Origin of the sequence: Streptomyces sp. DSM 40750 (assembly GCF_024612035.1) — a bacterium.
GTDB lineage: Bacteria > Actinomycetota > Actinomycetes > Streptomycetales > Streptomycetaceae > Streptomyces.
In genome coordinates this window covers 6384942-6405057 of record NZ_CP102513.1, presented here as the reverse complement: position 1 = coordinate 6405057, position 20116 = coordinate 6384942, and the positions used below count along the sequence as shown (strand labels likewise).

General features: G+C 70.3%; 21 protein-coding genes and 1 pseudogene. 10 read left to right on the top strand and 12 right to left on the bottom strand.

Features of this window, described 5'->3' with window-relative positions; all coding sequences use genetic code 11:
• Positions 1 to 20 precede the first annotated feature (20 nt).
• Positions 21 to 977, bottom strand: a complete 957-nt coding sequence (gene eutC, locus JIX55_RS28625; RefSeq protein WP_257566131.1) for an ethanolamine ammonia-lyase subunit EutC — start codon at positions 975 to 977, stop codon at positions 21 to 23.
• Positions 974 to 2377 (bottom strand): ethanolamine ammonia-lyase subunit EutB, encoded by a 1404-nt coding sequence (eutB, locus tag JIX55_RS28620; RefSeq protein ID WP_257566130.1) that lies wholly within the window; start codon positions 2375 to 2377, stop codon positions 974 to 976. The genes eutC and eutB overlap by 4 nt, the downstream gene beginning before the upstream one ends.
• Positions 2378 to 2590: 213 nt before the next feature.
• Here eutB and JIX55_RS28615 point away from each other — a divergent pair, with 213 nt between their 5' ends.
• Positions 2591 to 4111: an APC family permease gene (locus tag JIX55_RS28615; protein WP_257566129.1), complete on the top strand. Its 1521-nt coding sequence runs from the start codon at positions 2591 to 2593 to the stop codon at positions 4109 to 4111.
• Positions 4112 to 4492: 381 nt separating this feature from the next.
• Positions 4493 to 5086, top strand: coding sequence for a hypothetical protein (locus JIX55_RS28610; protein WP_257566128.1), 594 nt, complete (start codon positions 4493 to 4495; stop codon positions 5084 to 5086).
• A gap of 206 nt (positions 5087 to 5292) precedes the next feature.
• Here JIX55_RS28610 and JIX55_RS28605 read toward each other — a convergent pair whose 3' ends face one another.
• The 3 genes from JIX55_RS28605 to JIX55_RS28595 are packed head-to-tail and all read right to left on the bottom strand — an operon-like array spanning position 5293 to position 6855.
• The gene (locus JIX55_RS28605; RefSeq protein ID WP_257566127.1) at positions 5293 to 5778 is read right to left on the bottom strand and encodes a WapI family immunity protein; all 486 of its coding nucleotides are present in this window, start codon (positions 5776 to 5778) and stop codon (positions 5293 to 5295) included.
• Positions 5779 to 5791: 13 nt separating this feature from the next.
• A complete protein-coding gene (locus tag JIX55_RS28600; protein WP_257566126.1) occupies positions 5792 to 5989 on the bottom strand; it encodes a DUF397 domain-containing protein in 198 nt (65 codons plus the stop codon).
• A gap of 11 nt (positions 5990 to 6000) precedes the next feature.
• Positions 6001 to 6855 carry a helix-turn-helix domain-containing protein gene (locus JIX55_RS28595; protein ID WP_257566125.1) on the bottom strand — a complete coding sequence of 285 codons (855 nt, stop codon included), beginning with the start codon at positions 6853 to 6855 and terminating at the stop codon, positions 6001 to 6003.
• A 428-nt stretch (positions 6856 to 7283) separates the two neighbouring features.
• On the opposite strand from JIX55_RS28595, the gene JIX55_RS28590 reads away from it, so the two are divergent.
• From JIX55_RS28590 to JIX55_RS28580, 3 genes and pseudogenes are all read left to right on the top strand, one after another.
• Positions 7284 to 7475, top strand: coding sequence for a hypothetical protein (locus tag JIX55_RS28590; RefSeq protein ID WP_257566124.1), 192 nt, complete (start codon positions 7284 to 7286; stop codon positions 7473 to 7475).
• Positions 7476 to 7710: 235 nt separating this feature from the next.
• The gene (locus JIX55_RS28585) at positions 7711 to 7920 is read left to right on the top strand and encodes a hypothetical protein (RefSeq protein WP_257566123.1); all 210 of its coding nucleotides are present in this window, start codon (positions 7711 to 7713) and stop codon (positions 7918 to 7920) included.
• Positions 7921 to 8035: 115 nt separating this feature from the next.
• Positions 8036 to 8598: pseudogene (locus tag JIX55_RS28580) on the top strand (YciI family protein).
• Positions 8599 to 8647: 49 nt separating this feature from the next.
• On the opposite strand, the gene JIX55_RS28575 reads toward JIX55_RS28580, so the two are convergent.
• Positions 8648 to 9238 carry a TetR/AcrR family transcriptional regulator gene (locus JIX55_RS28575; RefSeq protein WP_257566122.1) on the bottom strand — a complete coding sequence of 197 codons (591 nt, stop codon included), beginning with the start codon at positions 9236 to 9238 and terminating at the stop codon, positions 8648 to 8650.
• An 80-nt stretch (positions 9239 to 9318) separates the two neighbouring features.
• Here JIX55_RS28575 and JIX55_RS28570 point away from each other — a divergent pair, with 80 nt between their 5' ends.
• Positions 9319 to 10272 carry an oxidoreductase gene (locus tag JIX55_RS28570; RefSeq protein ID WP_257566121.1) on the top strand — a complete coding sequence of 318 codons (954 nt, stop codon included), beginning with the start codon at positions 9319 to 9321 and terminating at the stop codon, positions 10270 to 10272.
• 31 nt (positions 10273 to 10303) lie between these two features.
• Entirely contained in the window at positions 10304 to 10810 is a 507-nt protein-coding gene (locus JIX55_RS28565) for a DNA-binding protein (RefSeq protein WP_257566120.1), read from the top strand.
• 22 nt (positions 10811 to 10832) lie between these two features.
• Here the strand turns inward: JIX55_RS28565 and JIX55_RS28560 are convergent, their stop codons facing one another.
• Complete coding sequence (locus tag JIX55_RS28560; RefSeq protein WP_257566119.1) at positions 10833 to 11342, bottom strand: GbsR/MarR family transcriptional regulator; 510 nt, start codon at positions 11340 to 11342, stop codon at positions 10833 to 10835.
• A 124-nt stretch (positions 11343 to 11466) separates the two neighbouring features.
• Between JIX55_RS28560 and JIX55_RS28555 the strand changes: the two genes are divergently transcribed.
• From JIX55_RS28555 to JIX55_RS28545, 3 genes are all read left to right on the top strand, one after another.
• Positions 11467 to 12414, top strand: a complete 948-nt coding sequence (locus tag JIX55_RS28555; protein WP_257566118.1) for an ABC transporter ATP-binding protein — start codon at positions 11467 to 11469, stop codon at positions 12412 to 12414.
• Positions 12411 to 14039: an ABC transporter permease gene (locus tag JIX55_RS28550; RefSeq protein ID WP_257566117.1), complete on the top strand. Its 1629-nt coding sequence runs from the start codon at positions 12411 to 12413 to the stop codon at positions 14037 to 14039. Before JIX55_RS28555 ends, JIX55_RS28550 begins: the two co-directional genes overlap by 4 nt.
• Positions 14040 to 14114: 75 nt before the next feature.
• Positions 14115 to 14435 carry a hypothetical protein gene (locus JIX55_RS28545; protein WP_257566116.1) on the top strand — a complete coding sequence of 107 codons (321 nt, stop codon included), beginning with the start codon at positions 14115 to 14117 and terminating at the stop codon, positions 14433 to 14435.
• A gap of 90 nt (positions 14436 to 14525) precedes the next feature.
• Here the strand turns inward: JIX55_RS28545 and JIX55_RS28540 are convergent, their stop codons facing one another.
• The 5 genes from JIX55_RS28540 to JIX55_RS28520 all read right to left on the bottom strand — a co-directional run bounded on the left by JIX55_RS28540 (position 14526) and on the right by JIX55_RS28520 (position 20116).
• Positions 14526 to 15746: a cytochrome P450 gene (locus tag JIX55_RS28540; RefSeq protein ID WP_257566115.1), complete on the bottom strand. Its 1221-nt coding sequence runs from the start codon at positions 15744 to 15746 to the stop codon at positions 14526 to 14528.
• 144 nt (positions 15747 to 15890) lie between these two features.
• Positions 15891 to 16556, bottom strand: coding sequence for a response regulator (locus JIX55_RS28535; RefSeq protein WP_257566114.1), 666 nt, complete (start codon positions 16554 to 16556; stop codon positions 15891 to 15893).
• Entirely contained in the window at positions 16553 to 17902 is a 1350-nt protein-coding gene (locus tag JIX55_RS28530; RefSeq protein WP_257566113.1) for a sensor histidine kinase, read from the bottom strand. The genes JIX55_RS28535 and JIX55_RS28530 overlap by 4 nt, the downstream gene beginning before the upstream one ends.
• A gap of 103 nt (positions 17903 to 18005) precedes the next feature.
• Entirely contained in the window at positions 18006 to 18680 is a 675-nt protein-coding gene (locus tag JIX55_RS28525) for a response regulator (protein WP_257566112.1), read from the bottom strand.
• The gene (locus tag JIX55_RS28520; protein ID WP_257566111.1) at positions 18677 to 20116 is read right to left on the bottom strand and encodes a sensor histidine kinase; all 1440 of its coding nucleotides are present in this window, start codon (positions 20114 to 20116) and stop codon (positions 18677 to 18679) included. Before JIX55_RS28520 ends, JIX55_RS28525 begins: the two co-directional genes overlap by 4 nt.

Here is a 20116-nt window from a genome sequence, read left to right as displayed (position 1 = left end):
CCGCCCGTACGGTCAGGCGCTCACTTCGCCGGAGCCGGCGACCCGGCACCGTCCGACCCCGTCGGGTTCTCGGCGCCGTCCGACCCCGTCGGGTTCTCCGCGCCGCCCGCCCCCGCCACGTTCTCCAGCCCGTCCGACTCGTCCTTCAGCCCCACCCCGGTCAGCCCCAGCTCCCGTGCCCGGAGCATCAGCGTGGTCAGCTTGGCGGCGGCCGTCTCGTACGACAGGCCCAGCGGTGGGCGGATGTTGGAGAGGCAGTTGCGGTCGGCGTCCGTGGTGGTGCCCGGTACCGGGGCGTGCGTCAGGTAGGCGCCCAGGGAGTCGGCGGCGGACATGCCGGGACGTTCGCCGACGAGGACGACGACCTGGGTGGCGCCCATGGCGTGCGCGATGTCGTCGCCGAGGGCCACACGGGCCTGTTCGGCGAGGACGACAGGGGCGATCCGCAGGCCGGCCAGGCGCCCGGTGGTCGCGCGGATCACCGCCGCCGCGTGCTCGTGGACCGCGCGGCTGGACAGCCCGTCGGCGACGACGAACACCACGTCCCAGTCCTCGCGGGGCAGGTGCGCCCGGTCGGTGGGGTGCAGGCGGCGGCCGAGGTCGGGGCGCCGGAGATAGGCCGTGCGGTCGGGAGCGGCGCTGCGGACCCGTATCGTCGGCGTGCCCGTCAGCTCCGCCGCCACCGCGTCCGGGTCGAAGGGCGAGTGCACCGCGTCCCGCGCCGCCGCGTGGGCCGCCTGGAGTTCGAGCCGGTGCCGGGTCGGCAGCGCGGTACCGGCGCGGCCGAGCCCGATCCGGGCCTGGGTGTGCCGGCGCAACGCGGTCCACAGCTCCGGGGCGGGGCCGGCCGCGGGATCGACGGCGAGGTCGGCGACGGGATCGACAGCGGGATCGGCGACGGGGCCGTCGGCCATCAACGCCCTGACCATCACGGCCAGTCGGCGGTCACCCGGGTCGGGCCGTAGAGGTTCCGTCATGCCGTGAGCTCCTTGCCGATCGCCATCAGGGGGTGGGCCTTGCCCGTGACGTCCCGGACGCCGCCGTTGCCGTCGCCGTCGTCCAGGAGCCCGATCCGCGCGAGCCACTCCTCGAACTCCGGTGCCGGGCGCAGCCCGAGGACCTCGCGCAGGTACAGCGCGTCGTGGTACGAGGCGGACTGGTAGTTGAGCATGATGTCGTCGCCGCCGGGGGTGCAGATGACGAACGACGCCCCCGCCACGCCCAGCATCGTCAGCATCGTCGCGATGTCGTCGTCATCGGCGTCCGCGTGGTTCGTGTAGCAGATGTCGAGGCCCATGGGCAGGCCGAGGAGCTTGCCGCAGAAGTGGTCCTCCAGGGCGGCGCGGAGGATCTCGCGGCCGTCGTACAGGTACTCCGGGCCGATGAAGCCGACCACCGTGTTCACGAGAAGCGGGTCGTAGCGGCGGGCGACCGCGTACGCGCGGGCCTCGACCGTCTGCTGGTCGACGCCGTGGTGCGCGTCGGCGGAGAGCGCGCTGCCCTGTCCGGTCTCGAAGTAGAGGGCGTTCTGCCCGACCGTGCCCCGGCCGAGGGCCCTGGCCGCCTCGTACGCCTCGTCGAGGAGGGCGAGGGTGACGCCGAAGGAGGCGTTGGTGGCCTGGGTCCCGGCGATGGACTGGAACACCAGGTCGACCGGCGCGCCCCGTTCCATGAGGTCGATGCTCGTCGTGACGTGGGAGAGGACGCAGGACTGGGTGGGGATGGCGTACCGCTGGATGACCCCGTCCAGAAGCTCCAGCAGGTCCCGTACGGCCTTCGGGCTGTCCGTCGCGGGGTTGATGCCGATGACCGCGTCGCCGGAGCCGAGGAGCAGTCCGTCGAGAAGGGCGGCGGCGACGCCGGCGGGGTCGTCGGTGGGGTGGTTGGGCTGGAGGCGGGTGGCGAGGCGGCCGGGGAGGCCGATCGTCGAGCGGAAGGCGGTCACGACCCGGACCTTGCGGGCGACGGCCACCAGGTCGGCGTTGCCCATCAGCTTCGACACCGCGGCGACCGTCTCGGGCGTGAGCCCGGGCGCGAGCGCGGTCAGGGCGGCCGTGTCGGCGGCCGGCGAGAGCAGCCACTCCCGGAACTCGCCGACCGTCATCGACGCCACCGGCGCGAAGGCGAGGGCGTCGTGCGTGTCGACGATGAGCCGGGTGACGTCGTCCACCTCGTACGGGATCACCGGCTCGGCGAGGAACGTGGTGAGCGGCACCTCAGCCAGCGCACAGCGCGCCGCGACCCGCGCCCGCGCGGACTCGGCGGCGAGCCCGGCCAGCCGGTCCCCCGAGCGCTCGGGACTCGCGGCGGCCAGGAGGGCGGGCAGGCCGTCGTAGGTGTACGTCCGGCCGCCGAGGGTGGCGGAATACGTCCTCATGCCGGCGACCGTACGGAGGCACCCACCGTCCGGTCCACGGTCCGCCGGAGAGTTAACCGAGCCGTTCCGCACCGAGGATTTCTAAAGGTCTGGTTGACAAACATTTAACGCGTCGAGAGTCTTGGCCGACTCATTCGGGCTAGAGAGTTCCGGTCCAGCAGGTCCATGCGGCAGTGCGCGGCACGATCACGGCATCCAGGAAGGGGCCACCCGATGGCAGTACAAGAGGGCGTTGCCCCTGAGGCACCAGAGGCGGGCAGCGGCGGGGACGGTACCGTTCACCGGCTCAAGCCCAACGCGATCGGCCTGCTGGGCGTGGTCTTCATGGCCGTCGCCACGGCCGCGCCGATCACCGCGATGACGGGCAACGTGCCCTTCATGGTCTCGTCCGGCAACGGCATCGGGGCACCCGCCAGCTACCTCGTCGCAATGGTTGTCCTGGCGATCTTTTCCGTCGGCTTCACGTCGATGGCGAAGCACATCACCTCCACCGGAGCCTTCTACGGCTTCATCTCCTACGGCCTCGGCCGCACCGTCGGCCTCGCCTCCGGACTGCTCGCGACCTTCGCGTACGTCGTCTTCGAACCGGCTCTCATCGGCATCTTCTCGGTCTTCGCGACGACGACCCTGGAGGACCAGACCGGGGCGCACATCCCGTGGTGGACCTTCGCGATCCTGATGCTCGCGATCAACGCCATGGGCACGTGGTTCGGCGTGTCGGTGGCCGAGAAGCTGCTCGTGGTCCTCCTGGCCACCGAGGTGACGATCCTCGCGGCGATGGCGATCTCCGTCGCCCTCCACGGCGGCGGCCCGCACGGTTTCACCTTCGGCCCGGTCAACCCGGTCAACGCCTTCCAGGGCACGTCCGCCGGCCTCGGCCTCTTCTTCGCCTTCTGGTCGTGGGTCGGCTTCGAGTCGACGGCGATGTACGGCGAGGAGTCCCGCGACCCGAAGAAGATCATCCCCAAGGCGACGATGATCTCCGTCCTGGGCGTCGGCGTCTTCTACGTCTTCGTCTCCTGGATGGCCATCATCGGCAACGGCGAGGCCGAGGCCGTGGCGGCCGCCTCCTCCTCGAACCCGCTCGCGCTGTTCTTCAACCCCACCGAGCAGTACGTCGGCCACTGGGCGGTCGTGGTGATGCAGTGGCTGATGATCACGGGCTCGCTCGCCTGCGGCATGGCCTTCCACAACTGCGCGGCGCGCTACCTGTACGCGCTGGGCCGCGAGGGCGCCGTCCCGGGTCTGCAGCAGACCATCGGCCGCACCCACCCCCGGCACGGCTCCCCGCACATCGCCGGCCTCGTCCAGACCGTCGTCAGCGGGGTCCTGCTCCTCGCGTTCGCCGTCGCCGACAAGGACCCGTACACCGGTACCTACGTCCTTCTCGCCATCCTCGGCACCATGGCCATCCTCGTCGTCCAGGCCGTCTGCTCCTTCGCCGTCCTGGCCTACTTCCGCTCCCACCACCCCGAGAGCCGCCACTGGTTCAGGACGCTGGTCGCTCCGCTGGTGGGCGGCGTGGCGATGCTCGCGGTGGTCGTGCTGCTGGTGTCCAACATGGGGGTCGCGGCCGGTCCTGAGTCGGACTCCTTCGTCCTGCGGGCCACCCCCTGGATCGTCGCCCTGGTCGCGGTGGGCGGTATCGCCTACGCCCAGTACCTGAAGCGCCGGGCGCCCGAGCGGTACGCACTGCTGGGGCGGACGGTGCTGGAGGAGACGAAGGAGCGGTAGCTGCTCCCGCTCTTGAGGATCCGTCAGCTCTCCCGCCCCCGGAGGACCGCAGTCACCGGGGGCGGACTGACGGGCAATCAGGGGTGGAGTTCCGCCGACGGCACCTCCAAGGGGGTGACGACACGTCAGTTCCCTCGGGTGTGGCGGCCCAATTCATTAGAAATACCAGCTCATTCCCCTACTTTGATGGCCCGTCAGGGGGCCTGCCGGTCACTCGACGGAGCGACCTTCCATACGGCCGTTCAGTCCTATTTTTCACCTCACCCCGGACCTCTCCGAAATGACAGCAGAAATAGCCGTCATTACGTTCGTTCTCGTCGGCAGATCCTGCCGACGAGAACGAAGAGAAGGGGAAGTGCATTGCGCACTCGTAAGATCACGGTGATCGCCGCCTCCGTCGGCGTGGCGGTCGCGGCCGCCACCGGCGTCACCTACGCCAGCTCCACCCTGGGGTCAGCCCCCGAGTCCTCCTCGGTCACCAAGGACGCCGCCCCCCTTCCGCCTCCACGCGGCGGCAACGGAACCGGCACCGACGCCGGGTCGAATGCCACCGCCGACGCGGGGTCGAGCCACAGCTGGGGCGGGTCGAAGAAGGGCGAGGGTCGCAGTGAGAGCCAAGGTGAGAGCCGAGGCGAGAGCCGAGGCGAGAGCCGGGAAAACCACCGGCACGACGGCCGGATCATGATCAACGAGCGCACGTATGCCGCCGATCCGGGGTCCTGCATCGTTGTGGTCAACGCGAACCCCGTGGTCGCCCCCGGGCTCGGCGCCAACAGCTTCAACATCCGAAACGAAAGTGACAAGACCGTCGAATTCTTCAATGGGATCACCTGCGACAACGGTGCTCCCATTGCCACGGTCGGCCCTCGCAGCTCAGCCACCGCGATCACCCCGGCGCCGCCAATTCTGCCTGGGGCCATCGTGGGCAGTTTCCGCGTGGTCGACGAACACCACGGGCACAACGGGAACAACTGACGCGACCGAATCCGAAACGGACAGGGGCAGCCCTTCACCGCAGCATCGGAAACCCCGGCTCGCCGCAATCGAGCCGGGGTTCCGGCACAGGGCATCCCTCGGGGAGATGACCTCTCCACATTAATCCGCGCGGATTAGCCGCAGTATCTGTAATTACTCCTGACGGGTTTCCCCTGCCCGTCAAACGGCGCCGGGCCCGGCGCCGATCAGCGGGTCGGGAACGGAGTCAGGGCGAGATCCCACTGGTCCGCCGCGTCCAGCAGGGCGGCCGTATCGACCCGCACCTCCACGAAGTACTGGTAGATGCCCGGCCTGTCACCACCCTGCTGCCAGGGCGGTGTCGCCTCCATCGACAGGTGAACGCGAATCACCGCCCCGTCCTCGCTTCGATCGGCGAGGCTGAAGGCCAGGACCGGCTCGGTGAACCACATGTCCGGGGACAACGACTCGTCTTCCGGGTCAGGCCCGGTCACAGCCACCGTCCCCGCAGCCACAGCGCGCAGCCAAGCGGCCACCTGACGGGCTTCATCGATCAACAGACATGGATCGGTGAAGGACCAACTGCCCTCGGGGGTCGTCACCGCGCCGGTGACGACCAGCCAGTTGTCGTCGTACACGTCGCCCCGGGCCGCGGAGAACTGATAGCTCAGCGGGCGCAGTTCGATACTGCTTGCCTGATCCCTCAAGAGCATGGCCACGCCGTTGTCAGCGGTCGAGGGGGTGGTTTTTGGCGGCAGCAAGGAAGGTGTGCCAGCCGTTGGGAGAGAGGAGCAGGAGGGGGCCGTGGGGGTTCTTGGTGTCGCGTATGGCGAGGCCGCCGGTGGTTGTGGGGGCGACCTCGACGCAGTTGCTCTGTGTTCCGGAGTAGGACGATTTCCGGAAGGGGCCTATAACCTCGGTCACGATGCGTCTTCCTAGATGCTCCGCAGTACGCTCCGGATGAGCTTCGCGCTCGCGTCCGGCGCCAGTGCCGCCGATCGTAGTTGGTCGAACGCGTTCGAGTAAGCGGTGAGATCCTCTGCCCCCTCAAGGACTGACGTTCCCCTCAGATTCTCCAGCGTCACCGCTTCGACTGTTGGGTCCGCGTCAAAGCTGAACGCGCAGAAGGCGGAGGTCGATGCCGCCAGCGCCCCCGCGCTGAAGGGCAGCACCTGCACGGTTACGTTCTTCCGCTTGCCGACCTCAAGGATCGCGGACAACTGTTCCCGGTGAATCTCGACGCCCATCAAGGGGTGCGCGACGACCGCCTCCCAGAGGATGGCCGTGTACGTCGCCCCGCCCTCCTCGATCTTGGCCTGTCGCTCTTCTCGCACCTTCACCAACTGGGCAAGCTGATCGGGAACGACATAGATGGGGCCCGACTCGATGGCCGCCTGCGTATAGGCCGGAGTTTGCAACAGCCCCGGAACCAGAACCGACTGCCAATCCCGGATGTAGGTCGCGTCGTCCTCCAACGCGATGTGGTCGAGGTAGTCCGGCCGTAGGTGTGCCGCATGTTCGAGCCACCAACCGCGGCTCTTCGAGTGCTTGGCCAAGTCCTCCAGCTTGTCCCGGACTTGCGGGTCCGTGACGTCGTACGCGTCCAGCAGCAGCCGTACCTCGATGACGCGCGGCGTCGCGTGCCCGCTCTCGACTCGGCTGATCCGGGCCTGGCTCGACGCAATGACCTCGGCGGCCTGCGGCTGGTCCAGCTTCGCGGCCTGCCGGTAGTGCCTGAGCGCCGAACCCAGACGCCTGCTGCGCACAGTCGGCCGTCCACCTGCGGGCATGGGTCCTCCCCTCTCCTCCGGCAACGATCCCACGCCGGGCGTCAACTTTAGGAGCGCATCACACCATCGAGTGACACGCGTGCATGTATTCAGTCGTCTGCATTGCAGAGGTCTCGAATTTGCCCCTAGCTTCGAAGCGCGCGGCGCTGAGCCGCGCGGTCTTGACGAATCGTCAGGGGGTCTCCCGCCATGCCCGTACCCACCCCACGCCGCGACTCCTTCCGCATCTCCAAGCGCAGAAGAGACGTCCCCGAGGCCCGCGCCCAGGTGCAGCGGATTCTCAAGGACTGGGCCATCGACGGTGAACTCGCCCACGACATCGCCACGGTGGCGACAGAGCTGGTCACCAATGCGGTACGGCACTGTCGGGTGACGCTCGCGGAGGTCGAGGTGGCCCTCTCGACCCGGGCTGTGGGCTGCTGGTCGAGGTGTCGGACCCGGACAAGGGGAAGGTGCCCGCGCTGCGGACGGAGAGTGGCCCGGAGCCGGAGCGGCCGGAGGGGGACGGCGGGCTCGGCCTCGTCCTCGTCGCCGGGCTCGCGGAGCGGTGGGGGCATGAGGTGCGGCCGTTCACGAAGTGCGTGTGGGCGTACTTCGTCGTTGCGGGGCGGTCGCGTTGAACTCGGTGGCCGCGCTGAGCCCGTACCGGGCGCGCTGGCGGCGTTGGGCGGCGCGGTCGAAACGGTACCGGGCCACTTACGGACGGTGGTTGCCGCTGTTGCCCCGCGAACCCTGCTGGGAACGGCGGCCGACCAGGGCGCCCGCGTGTGCCGTACCGCCGGACGGCCTGGACTTGGACGAGGGAGACATGGTGCGGGCGTACGTCAGGGCGTACCTGGGTGAGGGGCGTACGGCATGAGCGACGAACCGACGACACGGCCGGGCAGTGATCCGCCGCTCGATCCGGTGATGGCCACGTTCAGCGACTGGCTCGACCATGCCGTGGGCTGCATGGATGCCTGTCGCAGGGAGGGTGTGTCCTGCCTCCAGTCGATGCGGCTGGGGAAGCGACACCGCGCGGCCAGGAAGGCCGCGAGTGCGGCGCGGCGGAACGCCTCCGACTGACCATGCCCGCGCGCCTCCGGTATCGCGAAGGACCGCGTCGCGAGGTGCCGTATCGCGAAGGGCCGTATCACGAAAGTACGTTGAGACCGCGCCGTGCGTTGGAGAGTCTGGCGGTATGGAGTTCTTCTGCTACACCGCGACCGGCCCGACTCCGTTAAGTTGCGCGAGGAGTTGCTGGAGTCGCACTGGTCGTACATGGACGGGTACACGAAGGAGCTGATCGCTCGCGGCCCGACCTTCGCGGGCGACGGTGAGACACCCTCCGGCAGCGTGCACATCGTCGACCTGCCGGATCCCGCCGCGGCGCGGGCGTTCGCGTTCGACGAGCCCAACCAGCAGGCGGGCGTGTACCGGGACGTGCTGCTGCGCCGGTGGCGGAACCTGCTCGGCCGCACGATGTGGGACTTCCCGGGTGGGCGGAGCGACGGCCGGCGGTACCTGGTGCTCGGCCTCGGCCGGGGCTCCGGTTCGGGGGACGCCGCCGACCTCGTCGTACCGGCCGCGTGGCGGGACGACCTGATCGCGTACGGGCCGCTGCTGTCCGACGACGGCATGGCCTGGCTGGGTACGGCGGCGCTGGTCCGGGCCCCGGACGGGGACGCGGCTCGGGCCGTACTGGCCGGGGAGCGGTACGCCGACGTCGAGGCGCACGCGTGGGAGTTCGGGGGCCGGCGGTGACGGGAGCGGGGGGCGGGCAGCGCTGACGGGAGCGAGGGGCGCGGGTCCGCTACGGTGCGCACCCGCGCAGCACGAAGGCCACCATGTCCTCCAGGCCCCGTTCGATTCTGTCGGCGGGGACTCCTTCGACGATCGCGAGGGTGGCGTAGCCGTGCAGTGCGGCCACGACCGGCAGGCTGATCTCGTCCGCCGGGCCCTCGCGGACCTCGCCCCGGCGCTGCCCGTCCTCGATCAGCTGGTCGGCGAGGGCCGGCAGATGCTGCGAGGCCTTGGCCAACTCCGGTGAGGCCGTGGGGTCGTGCTTGACGGAGTACATCAGCTCCAGCAGGGCGGGGTTGGCGGCCGCGAACTCCGTGTAGGCGCGGGCGATGAGGGTCAGCCGCTCGGCGAACGACTCCCCCGCCTCCGTCCGGGCGCTGATCAGCGCGGCCGCCAGACGGTCGAACCCCTGCAACGCCAGCGCGTCCAGCAGCGCCTGCTTGCTCTTGAAATGGCGGCTGGGCGCGGCGGGGCTGACCCCGATGTCACGGGCCAGTTCGCGCAGCGACAACGCGCTCGGCCCCTTCTCTTGGAGCGCCTGCTCGGCGCGGACCAGTAGAGCGGTGCGGAGATCTCCGTGGTGGTAAGGGCGGCACTTCATGTCTTGCAGCGTATCCGAGTGTGAGCACCATCTACATAGTGAGCGTTGACTACATTGTGATCGGTGCATACATTGGCTCCATGACCAACAAGACGAACCAATGGAGCGCCACCCGCATCCCCGACCTGACGGGCCGTACCGCCGTCGTCACCGGTGCCAACAGCGGCATCGGCCTCTCCGCCGTCGACGCGCTGGCCCGGGCCGGCGCGCATGTCGTGCTCGCCGTCCGAGACCCCCGCCGGGGCGAGGCCGCCGCCGCGACCGTCAGCGGGGCGCGCGGCACGGTGGAGGTCCGCCCGCTCGACCTGGCCGACCTGGCGTCGGTCCGCCGGTTCGCCGACGGATGGCAGGGCGACCTGGACCTGCTCATCAACAACGCCGGCGTCATGAACCTCCCCGAGGGCACCACCAAGGACGGCTTCGAGACGCAGTTCGGCACCAACCACCTCGGCCACTTCGCCCTGACCAACCTGCTCCTGCCCCACGTCACCGACCGCGTGGTGACCGTGGCGTCCAACGCGCACAAGCCGGGGCGCATCCACTTCGAGAACCTGAACCTGACGGGCGAGTACCAGCCGCTGACCGCCTACGCCCAGTCCAAGCTGGCCAACCTGCTGTTCACGCTGGAGCTCCAGCGCCGGCTCGGCCTCGCGGGCTCCCCTGTCCGCGCCATGGCCGCGCACCCGGGCCTGTCCAGCACCCACCTCGGGGATCACGGCGCCAACGTCCTGTACCGGGCGGGTGCCCGCCTCGGGGGCCTACTGGCCCAGGACAGCGTGGCCGGCTCGCTGCCCACGCTGTACGCCGCCGTCATGGACCTCCCCGGCGCCTCCTACGTCGGCCCTGACGGCCTCGGCGGATGGCGCGGCAGCCCCACCCTCGTCGGCCGTTCCCCCCAAGCCAGCGACCCCGAGACAGCGAGCCGCCTGTGGACCGTCTCCGAGGAACTGACAGGCGTGACCTTCCCCGAGCAGTTGTCGCCGACGACAGAGCCGACGACGGAGAACAACCAGAGGGAAGCAATAAGCCGTTGACAACATAGTGTTTGCATTCGATGCTGGCCGCATGTCGTCGACACCTTCGCAGTCCACCGCCCCCGACCCCTTCTCACCGCCGAGCGCGGACGAGGCGCGGGCACAGCGTGTCTACACGTCCCTGTTCCGCATCGCCGAGCGGCACGCGGCCACGGAGGAGCAGCGCCGCCGCCAGGTCCACCCGCATGTCCTCGGTCCGCACGAGGCGATCAGGTTGGTCTCGTACCTGCTCAGCGGCGCCGCCCTCCTTGACGACGGCGAACCCGAGATCGACCGCGCCGACATCACCGCCGCGCTGACCCTCATCCCCCTCGCCCGTGGCGAGATGGACGAACTGGAAGTCGGCCTCCTCGAGATGGCCCGAGGTCGCGGCATGACCTGGCCGGAGATCGCCTTCGGCCTCGGCCTCCAGACTCCCCAGGCGGCGAGGCAGCGCTACGAGCGCCTGGCGAGCCGTACGGAGACGGGGGCGGGTGCGGGGGCGGCAGCGGACACGGGCACGGGTCCGGGCGCGGCGGCCGAGAAGGAAGGCGAGTAGGGGAGCCGACGCCGTCCGCCGGTCAGCCCCGGCCGAACGTCTCCTCGCGGTGGACGCGCCAGCGGCCCATTATCGCCTCGACCTCTTTCTCGATGAACTCGAAGAAGGCGAGCGTCTCGGCGAGGCGGAGGCCGGCCGGGGTGTCGGCGCCCAGGCCGGCGACACCCTCGCGCAACGCCTCCTCCCAGCGCTTGATGATGGCCTCGCGGTTGGTGAGGGCCTCGTACCACTGCTCGCTGTGGACGCGGTACCGCTCACGGCGCGAACCGGGCTCGCGCTCGCGTGACACCAGGTGCACCTGGGCGAGATAGCGGACCGCGCCGGAGACGGCCGCCGGGCTGATCCGGAGCTGTTCGCCCAGCTCGACGGAGGTCAGCGCGCCGGTGTCGGAGGCGAGGAGCGCGGCGAAGACGCGGGACGGCATACGCGGCATCCCGGCCTCGACGAGCTGCGCCGCGAAGCTCTCGACGAAACGGGAGACCGCCTCGGGGTCGCGCCCCATGGCCTCTGCCCCGGCCTTCGAATCCGCCATCCCTGGATCAACTCCCTCGGTATCCCCGCGATATCCCCTGGTCAGACACCACCGCCGAGTCTACCGGCGATTCATACGCTTCCTTAACTTCACAAATTTCTGAAGTAAGCGTACGTTCTGAAACATGACTAAGGCCATCACGGTCTCCGGACTGCACAAGTCCTTCGGACGGACCCACGCCTTGGACGGGCTCGACCTGACCGTCGAGACCGGCGAGGTCCATGGCTTCCTCGGCCCCAACGGCGCCGGAAAGTCCACCACCATCCGCGTCCTCCTCGGCCTGCTGCGCGCCGACTCGGGTGCCGCGCAGGTACTCGGCCGCGACCCGTGGACGGACGCGGTGGAGGTGCACCGCCGGATCGCGTACGTACCGGGCGATGTGACGCTGTGGCGGAACCTGTCCGGCGGCGAGGTCATCGACCTCTACGGCCGACTGCGGGGAGGCCTCGACACCCACCGCCGCGCCGAACTGATCGAGCGCTTCGAACTGGACCCGTCGAAGAAGGGCCGCACCTACTCGAAGGGCAACCGCCAGAAGGTCGCCCTCGTCGCCGCCTTCGCCTCCGACGTGGACCTCCTCATCCTCGACGAGCCGACCTCGGGCCTGGACCCGCTGATGGAGGAGGTCTTCCAGCGGTGCGTACGGGAGGAGCGCGACCGGGGCCGTACGGTCCTGCTGTCGTCGCACATCCTCAGCGAGGTCGAGGAGCTGTGCGACCGGGTGAGCATCATCCGCAAGGGCGTCACCGTCGAGAGCGGCTCCCTCGCCGACCTGCGCCATCTGACCCGGACGAGCGTCACGGCCGAACTCTCCGGCCCCGCCAACGGGTTGGCCCACCTCCCCGGCATCCACGACCTCGACCTACAGGGCAGCCGGGTCCGCCTCCAGGTCGACACCGACAAACTCAACGCCGTACTGCGCTCCCTGACCGAGTCCGGCGTACGGTCACTGACGTCGACCCCGCCGACGCTGGAGGAACTGTTCCTGCGGCACTACCAGGACGACGTACGGGACACGGACGCGGGCGCGGGCGCGGGCGCGGACGTGGCGGGAGAGGCGATCGCGCGATGACTACCGCCGCCACCGACACCGCCAACCCGAACACCTTCGCCGTACGGTCCGGCGGGAGCCGTCAACTGGCCGGTACCGCGACCTTGTTGAGGTTCGCCCTGCGCCGCGACCGTGTGATGGTCCCGGCCTGGGTCGCGGTGACCGGGCTGATGGTCCTGTCCATGCCGAACAGCCTGAAGAGCCTGTACGGCACCGCCGCCGAACGCACCGACCTCATGCACCAGATGACCACGAACTCGTCGCTGCGCGCCCTCGTCGGCCCCGTCTTCGACGACTCCCTCGGCGCCCTGACCGCCTGGCGCGTCGGCGTGTACGCCGGCCTCCTCGCCGCCGTCATGAGCCTCCTCGTCGTCATCCGCCACACCCGCGACGAGGAGGAGAGCGGCCGCCAGGAACTCGTCGCGTCGGGGATGGTGGGGCGCCGGGCGTCCTTGACCGCCGCCCTGCTCACGGCGGCGGTCGCGAACGGCGGGCTGGCGTCGCTCATCACGCTCGGACTGGCCGGAGAAGGCGTCGCGGGTGCGGCGGCCCTCGGGCTGGGGATCGCGGGCGTCGGGATGGTGTTCGCGACGATGGCCGCGGTCGTCGCCCAGCTGACGGAGAGCGCGCGGCTGGTGCGAGGGCTGACGGCGGGGGTGCTGGGCGCGGCGTTCGTGCTGCGGGCGGCCGGCGACGCTTCCGAGAACGATGGTTCGTCTCTTCTGACGTGGGTGTCGCCGCTGGGGTGGCTGGAGAACGAGCGTTCGTTCGCGGATGAGCGGTGGTGGGTGCTGCTGCTGTTCGTGGCGGCTGCGGTGATCCAGGGCGTGGTGGCGTACGGACTCGCCGGGCGCCGCGACGTCGGCATGAGCTTCCTGCCGACCCGGCCCGGACCGGCGGCCGGCCGACTGGGCACGGTCGGCGCACTGGCCTGGCGGCTGCAACGCGGCGGTGTCCTGGGCTGGAGCATCGGCTTCTTCCTCGCCGGAGTCGTCTACGGCGGGCTGACCGAGGGCACGGCCGACTTCGTCGGCGACAACGAGAGCGCCCGCGAGATCTTCGAACGCATGGGCGGCCAGTCCGGCCTGACGAACGCCTTCCTCGCCTCGATGATCGGCATGCTCGGCCTGATCGCCGCGCTGTACATCGTCAGCACCGTGCTGCGCCTGCACGGCGAGGAGACGTCCGGGCGCGCCGAACCGCTCCTCGCGAACTCGGTGAGCCGACTGCGCTGGGCCGGCGGCCACCTGACCATCGCCTTCGCCGGTTCCGCCTGGATCATGCTCCTCGCCGGCCTCGGCTTCACCATCGGCTACGGCAAGGAGGCCGGCCCGATCCTGGGCGCCTGCCTCGTCCAGGTCGCCGGGATCTGGGTCATCGGCGGAGCGGCCGTCCTGCTGTACGGCCTCACCCCCCGGGCGGCGATGGCGGCCTGGGGCCTCGCCGGAGCCGTCCTCCTGATCGGCTGGATCGGCCCGGCGCTCAACGCTCCGCAGGCGGTCCTCGACCTCTCGCCCTTCGGGCATCTACCGAAGCTGCCGGGCGGGGAGATGGAGTGGGGGCCGGTGCTGGTGCTGACCGGCGTCGCGGTGGTGCTGGTCGCGGGCGGGCTGGCGGGGCTGCGGCGGCGGGACCTTACGACCTGACCGCGCAACCGGGTGTCGCGCCGCGCCCCGTTCCGCCGGGAGAACCACGGCGGAACGGGGCGCGTCCCTGCCGTCATGGACGAACCGGATCAGCGGGAGCGGCGGGGCCGGCGGCCCGACCGGCAGAGTGCGCTGGGATGCGGTGGGTGTGCGCTGTCGGCGTTGGGCGCGACGGCCGCGAGCATCGCCTGGACCTCCTCGTCCCGCACCCGGCGACACCTAGGCGGCGGCTTCGAGGGCGAGGGCACCGACTACACCGTCCTCGTCACCGAACTCCCCCTCGTCGTCGCGACCGGAGCCGCACTCCCCGCCCTCGCCTGCCTGCTGATCGCGTTGCTGCTGAACCGGCGACGCGGCGGCCGGGGCGGCAACGGCCCCGCTCGCCAGGACAGATGACTCTCGCCAGGACTGATGACTACAGCACGTCGACGAAGTCGCCGGTCGCCCTGACGGCCGGCCCTGGCACACCCCGCCCCGGTCAACGCACTACGCCGGCTCCACCCGAAGTCCTTCCAACCCCCGGATCACGAAGTTCGGCTTCCGTGCCGGCTCGGCGGCGAGGGCGAGGGTCGGGGCCTTCTCCAGGAGGGCCGTCATCGACGCCGCCAGTTCGATACGGGCGAGGGGGGCGCCGATGCAGTAGTGGATGCCCGCACTGAACGAGATGTGCGGGTTCTCCTTGCGGGACAGGTCCAGCTTCTCGGGGGCGGCGAACACGGACGGGTCGTGGTTCGCCGAGCCGAACAGCATCGCGATCTCCGCGCCCCGGGGAACCGTCGTACCGTCGATCTCGATGTCGTCCAGCACCCAGCGCTCGAAGAGCTGCAACGGTGTGTCGTACCGCATCACCTCCTCCACCGCCGAGGGCACCAGCGAGTGGTCCGCGCGCAACGCCGCCAACTGCTCCGGGTTCCGGAACAGCGCCCACCAGCCGTTCACCGTGGCGTTCACCGTCGCCTCGTGGCCCGCGTTCAGCAGCAGCACACAGGTCGAGATCATCTCCTGCTCGGTGAGCCGGTCACCCTCGTCGTACGCCGCGATCAGCCCCGAGATCAGGTCCTCACCCGGCTCCGCCCTGCGGTGCGCGATCAGCTCCCGGAGATACTCCGAGAACTCCACCGACGCCCGCACCGCCCGCTTCGCCGTCTCCTCCGACGGCGTCAGCTCGTACATCCCGCAGATGTCCGCCGACCAGGGCCGCAACTGCGCCCGGTCCGACTCGGGGATACCGAGCATCTCCGCGATCACCGCCACCGGAAGCGGCTCCGCGACATCCGTCAGCAGGTCACCCCCGCCGGCCTCCACCAGCCCCGCCGCCAGGTCACCGGCCAGCTCCTCCACATACGGCTTCAGCTGCTCCACCGTGCGCGGCGTGAACGCCTTCGACACCAGCCGCCGGATCCGCGTGTGGTCCGGGGGCTCCAGGTCGAGCATCCCGTGGTCGTTCAGCGTGTGGAACGGTTCGTGCTCCGCCGGCGGCGCCGTCCGCCCGAAGTCCTCGTGCGTGAACCTGTGCTGATACGTCCGCCCGAGCCGCCGGTCCCGCAGCAACGCCGAGACATCCGCGTGGTGCGGGACGAGCCACTGGTTCGTGGGCTCGAAGTACCGCACCCTGCCCAGGGCCCGGAGCTCCGCGTACGCCGGGTACGGGTCCGCCAGGAAGTCGGGGTCCCACGGGTCGAAAGCGAGGTCGGAAACAGCTGCCATGAACGGACGCTAACCCGCGGGCGGGGCGGCTGAACAGGGGGGTCCGCCCTATGACCTCGGCAAAGCCCCTTCTGGGGGCCTCCCCTCCCCCCTCCCTCCCCTCCCCCGTGTGGCACAGGCACCGGCACCGGCACCGGCATCGCCTCAGCCGGGCGTGACCAGTCTCGCCTCGTACGCGAACACCGCTGCCTGGGTGCGGTCGCGCAGGCCCAGTTTGACCAGGATCCGGCTCACGTGGGTCTTGATCGTGGACTCGGCGACCACCAGGCGCTCGGCTATCTCCGAGTTGGACAGGCCCTGGGCGATGAGGACCAGCACCTCCGTCTCGCGGTCGGTGAGTTCGCCGTACGCCAGCTGGGTGGCCGCCGACGGGCGGGGCGCTTGGGCCAGCTTGGAGAACTCCGTGATCAGGCGCCTGGTGACGGACGGGGCGAGGAGGGCCTCGCCGGCGGCCACCACGCGGACCCCGTCGGCCAGTTGGCGGGCCGAGGCGTCCTTGAGGAGGAAGCCGGAGGCTCCCGCACGCAGCGCCTGATACACGTACTCGTCGAGGTCGAACGTGGTCAGCACCAGCACCTTCGCCCCGCCGTCCGCCGCCACGATCTCCCGGGTGGCCTCGATGCCGTTCAGCTCGGGCATGCGGATGTCCATCAGGACCACGTCCGGCGACAGCTCCCGGACCCGGTCGACCGCGTCCCGGCCGTTGACCGCCTCGCCCACCACCTCGATGTCCGGCATCGCGCCGAGCAGCACCGAGAAGCCCTCACGGACCATCATCTGGTCGTCGGCGATCAGCACACGGATCGTCATGCGTCGGCCTCGCTCGTGGTGGTCACCGGCAGGAACACCGTCACCTCATAGCCTCCGTCGTCCGTCTCGCCCGTCGTCATATCGCCGTTCAGCATCGTGACGCGCTCGCGCATGCCGGTGATGCCGTGGCCGGCGCCGTGTGTGGACTTCACCAGGGTCACCTCCGGGGACGGGCCGTTGACTATGCGCAGGCCGAGTCCGCCCAGTACATAGCCGATCTCCACGCGGGCCGTCGCGCCGGGCGCGTGCCGCAGGGTGTTGCTGAGGGCCTCCTGGACTATGCGGTACGCCGAAAGCTCCACGCCCTGCGGCAGTTCACGGACCGCTCCGGTGACCGCCTTGTCGACCGTGAGGCCGGCCTCGCGCACGTTGGCGAGCAGGCCGTCGAGATCGGCGAGGGTGGGCTGCGGGGCGTCCGGGGCCTCGTAGTCCTCGGCCCGGACGACGCCCAGGACGCGGCGCAGCTCGGTGAGCGCGGCCACCGCGTTCTCCCGGATCGTGACGAAGGCCTGCTCCAGCTCCGGCGGCGGGTTCTCCACGCGGTAGGGCGCGGCCTCGGCCTGGATGGCGACCACCGACATGTGGTGGGCGACCACGTCGTGCAGCTCGCGGGCGATCGTGGTGCGCTCTTCGAGAAGGGTGCGCTTGGAACGCTCGTGCGCCGTCACGCTCTGCTGGGCGGTCACCTCCTGCTGGGCCGACCGGCGTATGTTCACGACGGAGGCGGCCAGCAGGGCCATCGCGGAGATGATCAGAAAGGGGCCTGTGTTCGAGGCGTAGTGCCCCCCGCCGACGGTGCTTTCGAGGAGCATTCCGTACGTCGCGCTCAAGGCCCACATCCACGCGGCCGTGCGCGGCCTGGTGCGCAACGCCACCACCGTCAGCACCACGAGGTGGCAGGCGAAGCTACCGGTCGCCCAGGGCCAGTCGCTCCACATGTCGGTGAACGCCCCGGTGACAGGGGTCGCGGCCATGGACACCCAGAAGGCTCCGATGGGCCGGATCAGCGTCAGCAGCACCGGGCACAGGGCGAGGAGGGCGGACAGGATGATGGCGACCTCGCCGCCGCCCTGGCTGGCGGACGCCGAGATGGACAGCGACAGCAGGCCGGCCGTCACCACCATCGCGTGCGGGGTCCAGCGCGCGTACTCCCGCAGATGGCCGGAGAGCCGGCTGGTGAACAGGCCGTCCATCTTCATGGGAAGCAGTGGTCGGTAGGCGAACGCATCGTGGAACAGGTCCTGCCGCAGCCTGCGCCACGCGTCCATCGCCACCCGGAACTCCGGGCTGCTCGGCCTGCCCCCGCCGCGCGAGGGCATCGTCTGCGTCTGGGTCGTCTCGGTCACATTGAAAACGGTAGGTGGAGGGCGGGGTCGGCGTCGTCACCAGTGAGGAGGGTCTGTCCGGGTCCGTCTCAGGTACTACGGGTAGTGCGTGGCCGGTGTCCGCTCAGTACCCGGTGGGGCGGACCAGGCCCGACTCGTAGGCGAAGACCGCTGCCTGGGTGCGGTCACGGAGGCCCAGTTTGACCAGGATGCGGCCGACGTGGGTCTTCACGGTCTGTTCGGCGACGACGAGGCGCTGGGCGATCTCGGCGTTGGACAGGCCCTGGGCGATCAGGGTGAGCACCTCCGTCTCACGTTCGGTCAGGTCGCCGACGCGGGCCTTGAGCGGGGCGCGGGGTGTGGTGCCGAGGCGGGAGAACTCGGCGATGAGGCGGCGGGTGATGCCGGGTGCGAGCAGGGCGTCGCCCGCCGCCACCACCCGTACCGCTTCGGCGAGCTGGTCGGCGGAGGCGTCCTTGAGCAGGAAGCCGGACGCGCCGGCGCGCAGGGCCTCGTACACGTACTCGTCGAGGTCGAAGGTGGTGAGGACGAGGACTCTGATGTGCGGGTTCTCGGTGGTGATGCGGTGGGTGGCCTCGATGCCGCCGAGTTCGGGCATGCGGATGTCCATCAGGACGACGTCCGGGGCGACTTCGGCGACCTTGTCGATCGCGTCGAGGCCGTGCACCGCCTGGCCGACGACGTCGATGTCGGGCTGGGTGTTGAGCAGCACCGAGAAGCCCTGGCGGACCATCTGCTGGTCGTCGGCGATCAGTACGCGGATGGTGCTGCTCGTCATGGACTCTGTTCTCCTGTCGTGTCCGGTACGGGGCCCGAGGGCTCGCCGCCGGGGTCGCTGTTTCGTGGGAGGAAGGCCACGACCGCGAAGCCGCCGTGGGAGGTCTCGGTCGCCATGAGGGTGCCACCGAGCATCGCGGCGCGCTCGCGCATGCCGAGGAGGCCGTGGCCGGCGCCGGGGGACGGCGGGGCCTTGTGGGCGGGACGGGAGTTGATGACCCGTACCTGCAGACCGCGCGGGAAGTGGGTGAGCTCCACCCGGACGGTCGACCCGGGCGCGTGCCGCAGGGCGTTGCTGAGGGCTTCCTGGACTATCCGGTACGCCGACAGCTCCACGCCGGGCGGCAGTGGCCGTACGTCGCCCTGGATCTCGGTGACGATCGCCAGGCCTGCGGCGCGGGTGTTGTCGATGAGGGCGTCGAGGCGGTCCAGGGTGGGCTGCGGGGTGTGGGGGGCGGTGCCCTCGGCGGCGGCCGTTATCCCGTGCGGGTCGTCGGGGTCGGCGTCCGGTGGGTTCTCGGAGCGCAGTACGCCGAGGACGCGGCGGAGTTCGGTGAGGGCTTCCAGCGCGTTCTGCCGGATGCCGTGGAGGTTCTCCTTCAGCTCCTCGGAGGGGTTCTCCACCAGGTGGGGGGCTACCTGGGCCTGGATGGAGATCACCGACATGTGGTGGGCGACCACGTCGTGCAGTTCGCGGGCGATGCGGCTGCGCTCCTCCAGGAGGGTGCGGCGGGCGCGTTCCTCGGCGGTGATGCTCGTCTGCTCGACGAGTTGGGTCCGGGCCTCGCGGCGGCCGCGCAGGGCGCTGCCGAGGAGGACGACACCGACGAACAGGGCGAGTGCCAGGGTGCTCGTCGACGAGTACTCATGGGAGCCGGCGAGGCCTTGGAGGGCGTAGGTGCCCAGCACGGTGAGGACCAGCACCTCTGTCGCCACGCGGGTGGGCAGGCGCAGGGCCAGGAGGAAGAGGATGATCGCGTGGGCGATCAGCGCCATCGGGCTCCAGGGCCACGGAACGTCGGTGTCGATCGTGCCATGGGGCAGAGGGGCGTTGAGCACGTCGGTGACGTCGGTGACGTCGGATGGCGTGGAACGGGAGCTGGTCCGGTCGGTGAACAGTTGCGCTCGGACGCCCAGGGCCACCACGGTGGTCACCACCATCGAGGCCCACCACGCCGGTACCGGCCACCACAGCGCGAGCACCACGGCCGCGGCCTGTGCCAGCGAGCACAACAGCGTGTATTCGCCGCCCAGTTGGTAGCGGTCGTCCATCTGGTCGATGTTGCCGAGCATGGTGACGAACGCGACGAGGGCGACCAGGACGTGCGGGAGCCGACGCAGCCGGGCGGAGGGCGGCAGGGGGTGGGGCGTGGCGCTCCACAGGTCCTCGCGCAGGAGCCGTAGTCCCCTGCTCAGCCGCTCTTCCACCGCGCTCAT

Coding starts and splice junctions, on each gene's coding strand:
- eutC (WP_257566131.1), bottom strand. CDS start 977: ATGACGGAACCTCTACGGCCCGACCCGGGTGACCGCCGACTGGCCGTG.
- eutB (WP_257566130.1), bottom strand. CDS start 2,377: ATGAGGACGTATTCCGCCACCCTCGGCGGCCGGACGTACACCTACGAC.
- JIX55_RS28615 (WP_257566129.1), top strand. CDS start 2,591: ATGGCAGTACAAGAGGGCGTTGCCCCTGAGGCACCAGAGGCGGGCAGC.
- JIX55_RS28605 (WP_257566127.1), bottom strand. CDS start 5,778: ATGCTCTTGAGGGATCAGGCAAGCAGTATCGAACTGCGCCCGCTGAGC.
- JIX55_RS28595 (WP_257566125.1), bottom strand. CDS start 6,855: ATGCCCGCAGGTGGACGGCCGACTGTGCGCAGCAGGCGTCTGGGTTCG.
- JIX55_RS28585 (WP_257566123.1), top strand. CDS start 7,711: ATGAGCGACGAACCGACGACACGGCCGGGCAGTGATCCGCCGCTCGAT.
- JIX55_RS28575 (WP_257566122.1), bottom strand. CDS start 9,238: ATGAAGTGCCGCCCTTACCACCACGGAGATCTCCGCACCGCTCTACTG.
- JIX55_RS28570 (WP_257566121.1), top strand. CDS start 9,319: ATGACCAACAAGACGAACCAATGGAGCGCCACCCGCATCCCCGACCTG.
- JIX55_RS28565 (WP_257566120.1), top strand. CDS start 10,304: ATGTCGTCGACACCTTCGCAGTCCACCGCCCCCGACCCCTTCTCACCG.
- JIX55_RS28560 (WP_257566119.1), bottom strand. CDS start 11,342: ATGGCGGATTCGAAGGCCGGGGCAGAGGCCATGGGGCGCGACCCCGAG.
- JIX55_RS28555 (WP_257566118.1), top strand. CDS start 11,467: ATGACTAAGGCCATCACGGTCTCCGGACTGCACAAGTCCTTCGGACGG.
- JIX55_RS28550 (WP_257566117.1), top strand. CDS start 12,411: ATGACTACCGCCGCCACCGACACCGCCAACCCGAACACCTTCGCCGTA.
- JIX55_RS28545 (WP_257566116.1), top strand. CDS start 14,115: ATGGACGAACCGGATCAGCGGGAGCGGCGGGGCCGGCGGCCCGACCGG.
- JIX55_RS28540 (WP_257566115.1), bottom strand. CDS start 15,746: ATGGCAGCTGTTTCCGACCTCGCTTTCGACCCGTGGGACCCCGACTTC.
- JIX55_RS28535 (WP_257566114.1), bottom strand. CDS start 16,556: ATGACGATCCGTGTGCTGATCGCCGACGACCAGATGATGGTCCGTGAG.
- JIX55_RS28525 (WP_257566112.1), bottom strand. CDS start 18,680: ATGACGAGCAGCACCATCCGCGTACTGATCGCCGACGACCAGCAGATG.
- JIX55_RS28520 (WP_257566111.1), bottom strand. CDS start 20,116: ATGAGCGCGGTGGAAGAGCGGCTGAGCAGGGGACTACGGCTCCTGCGC.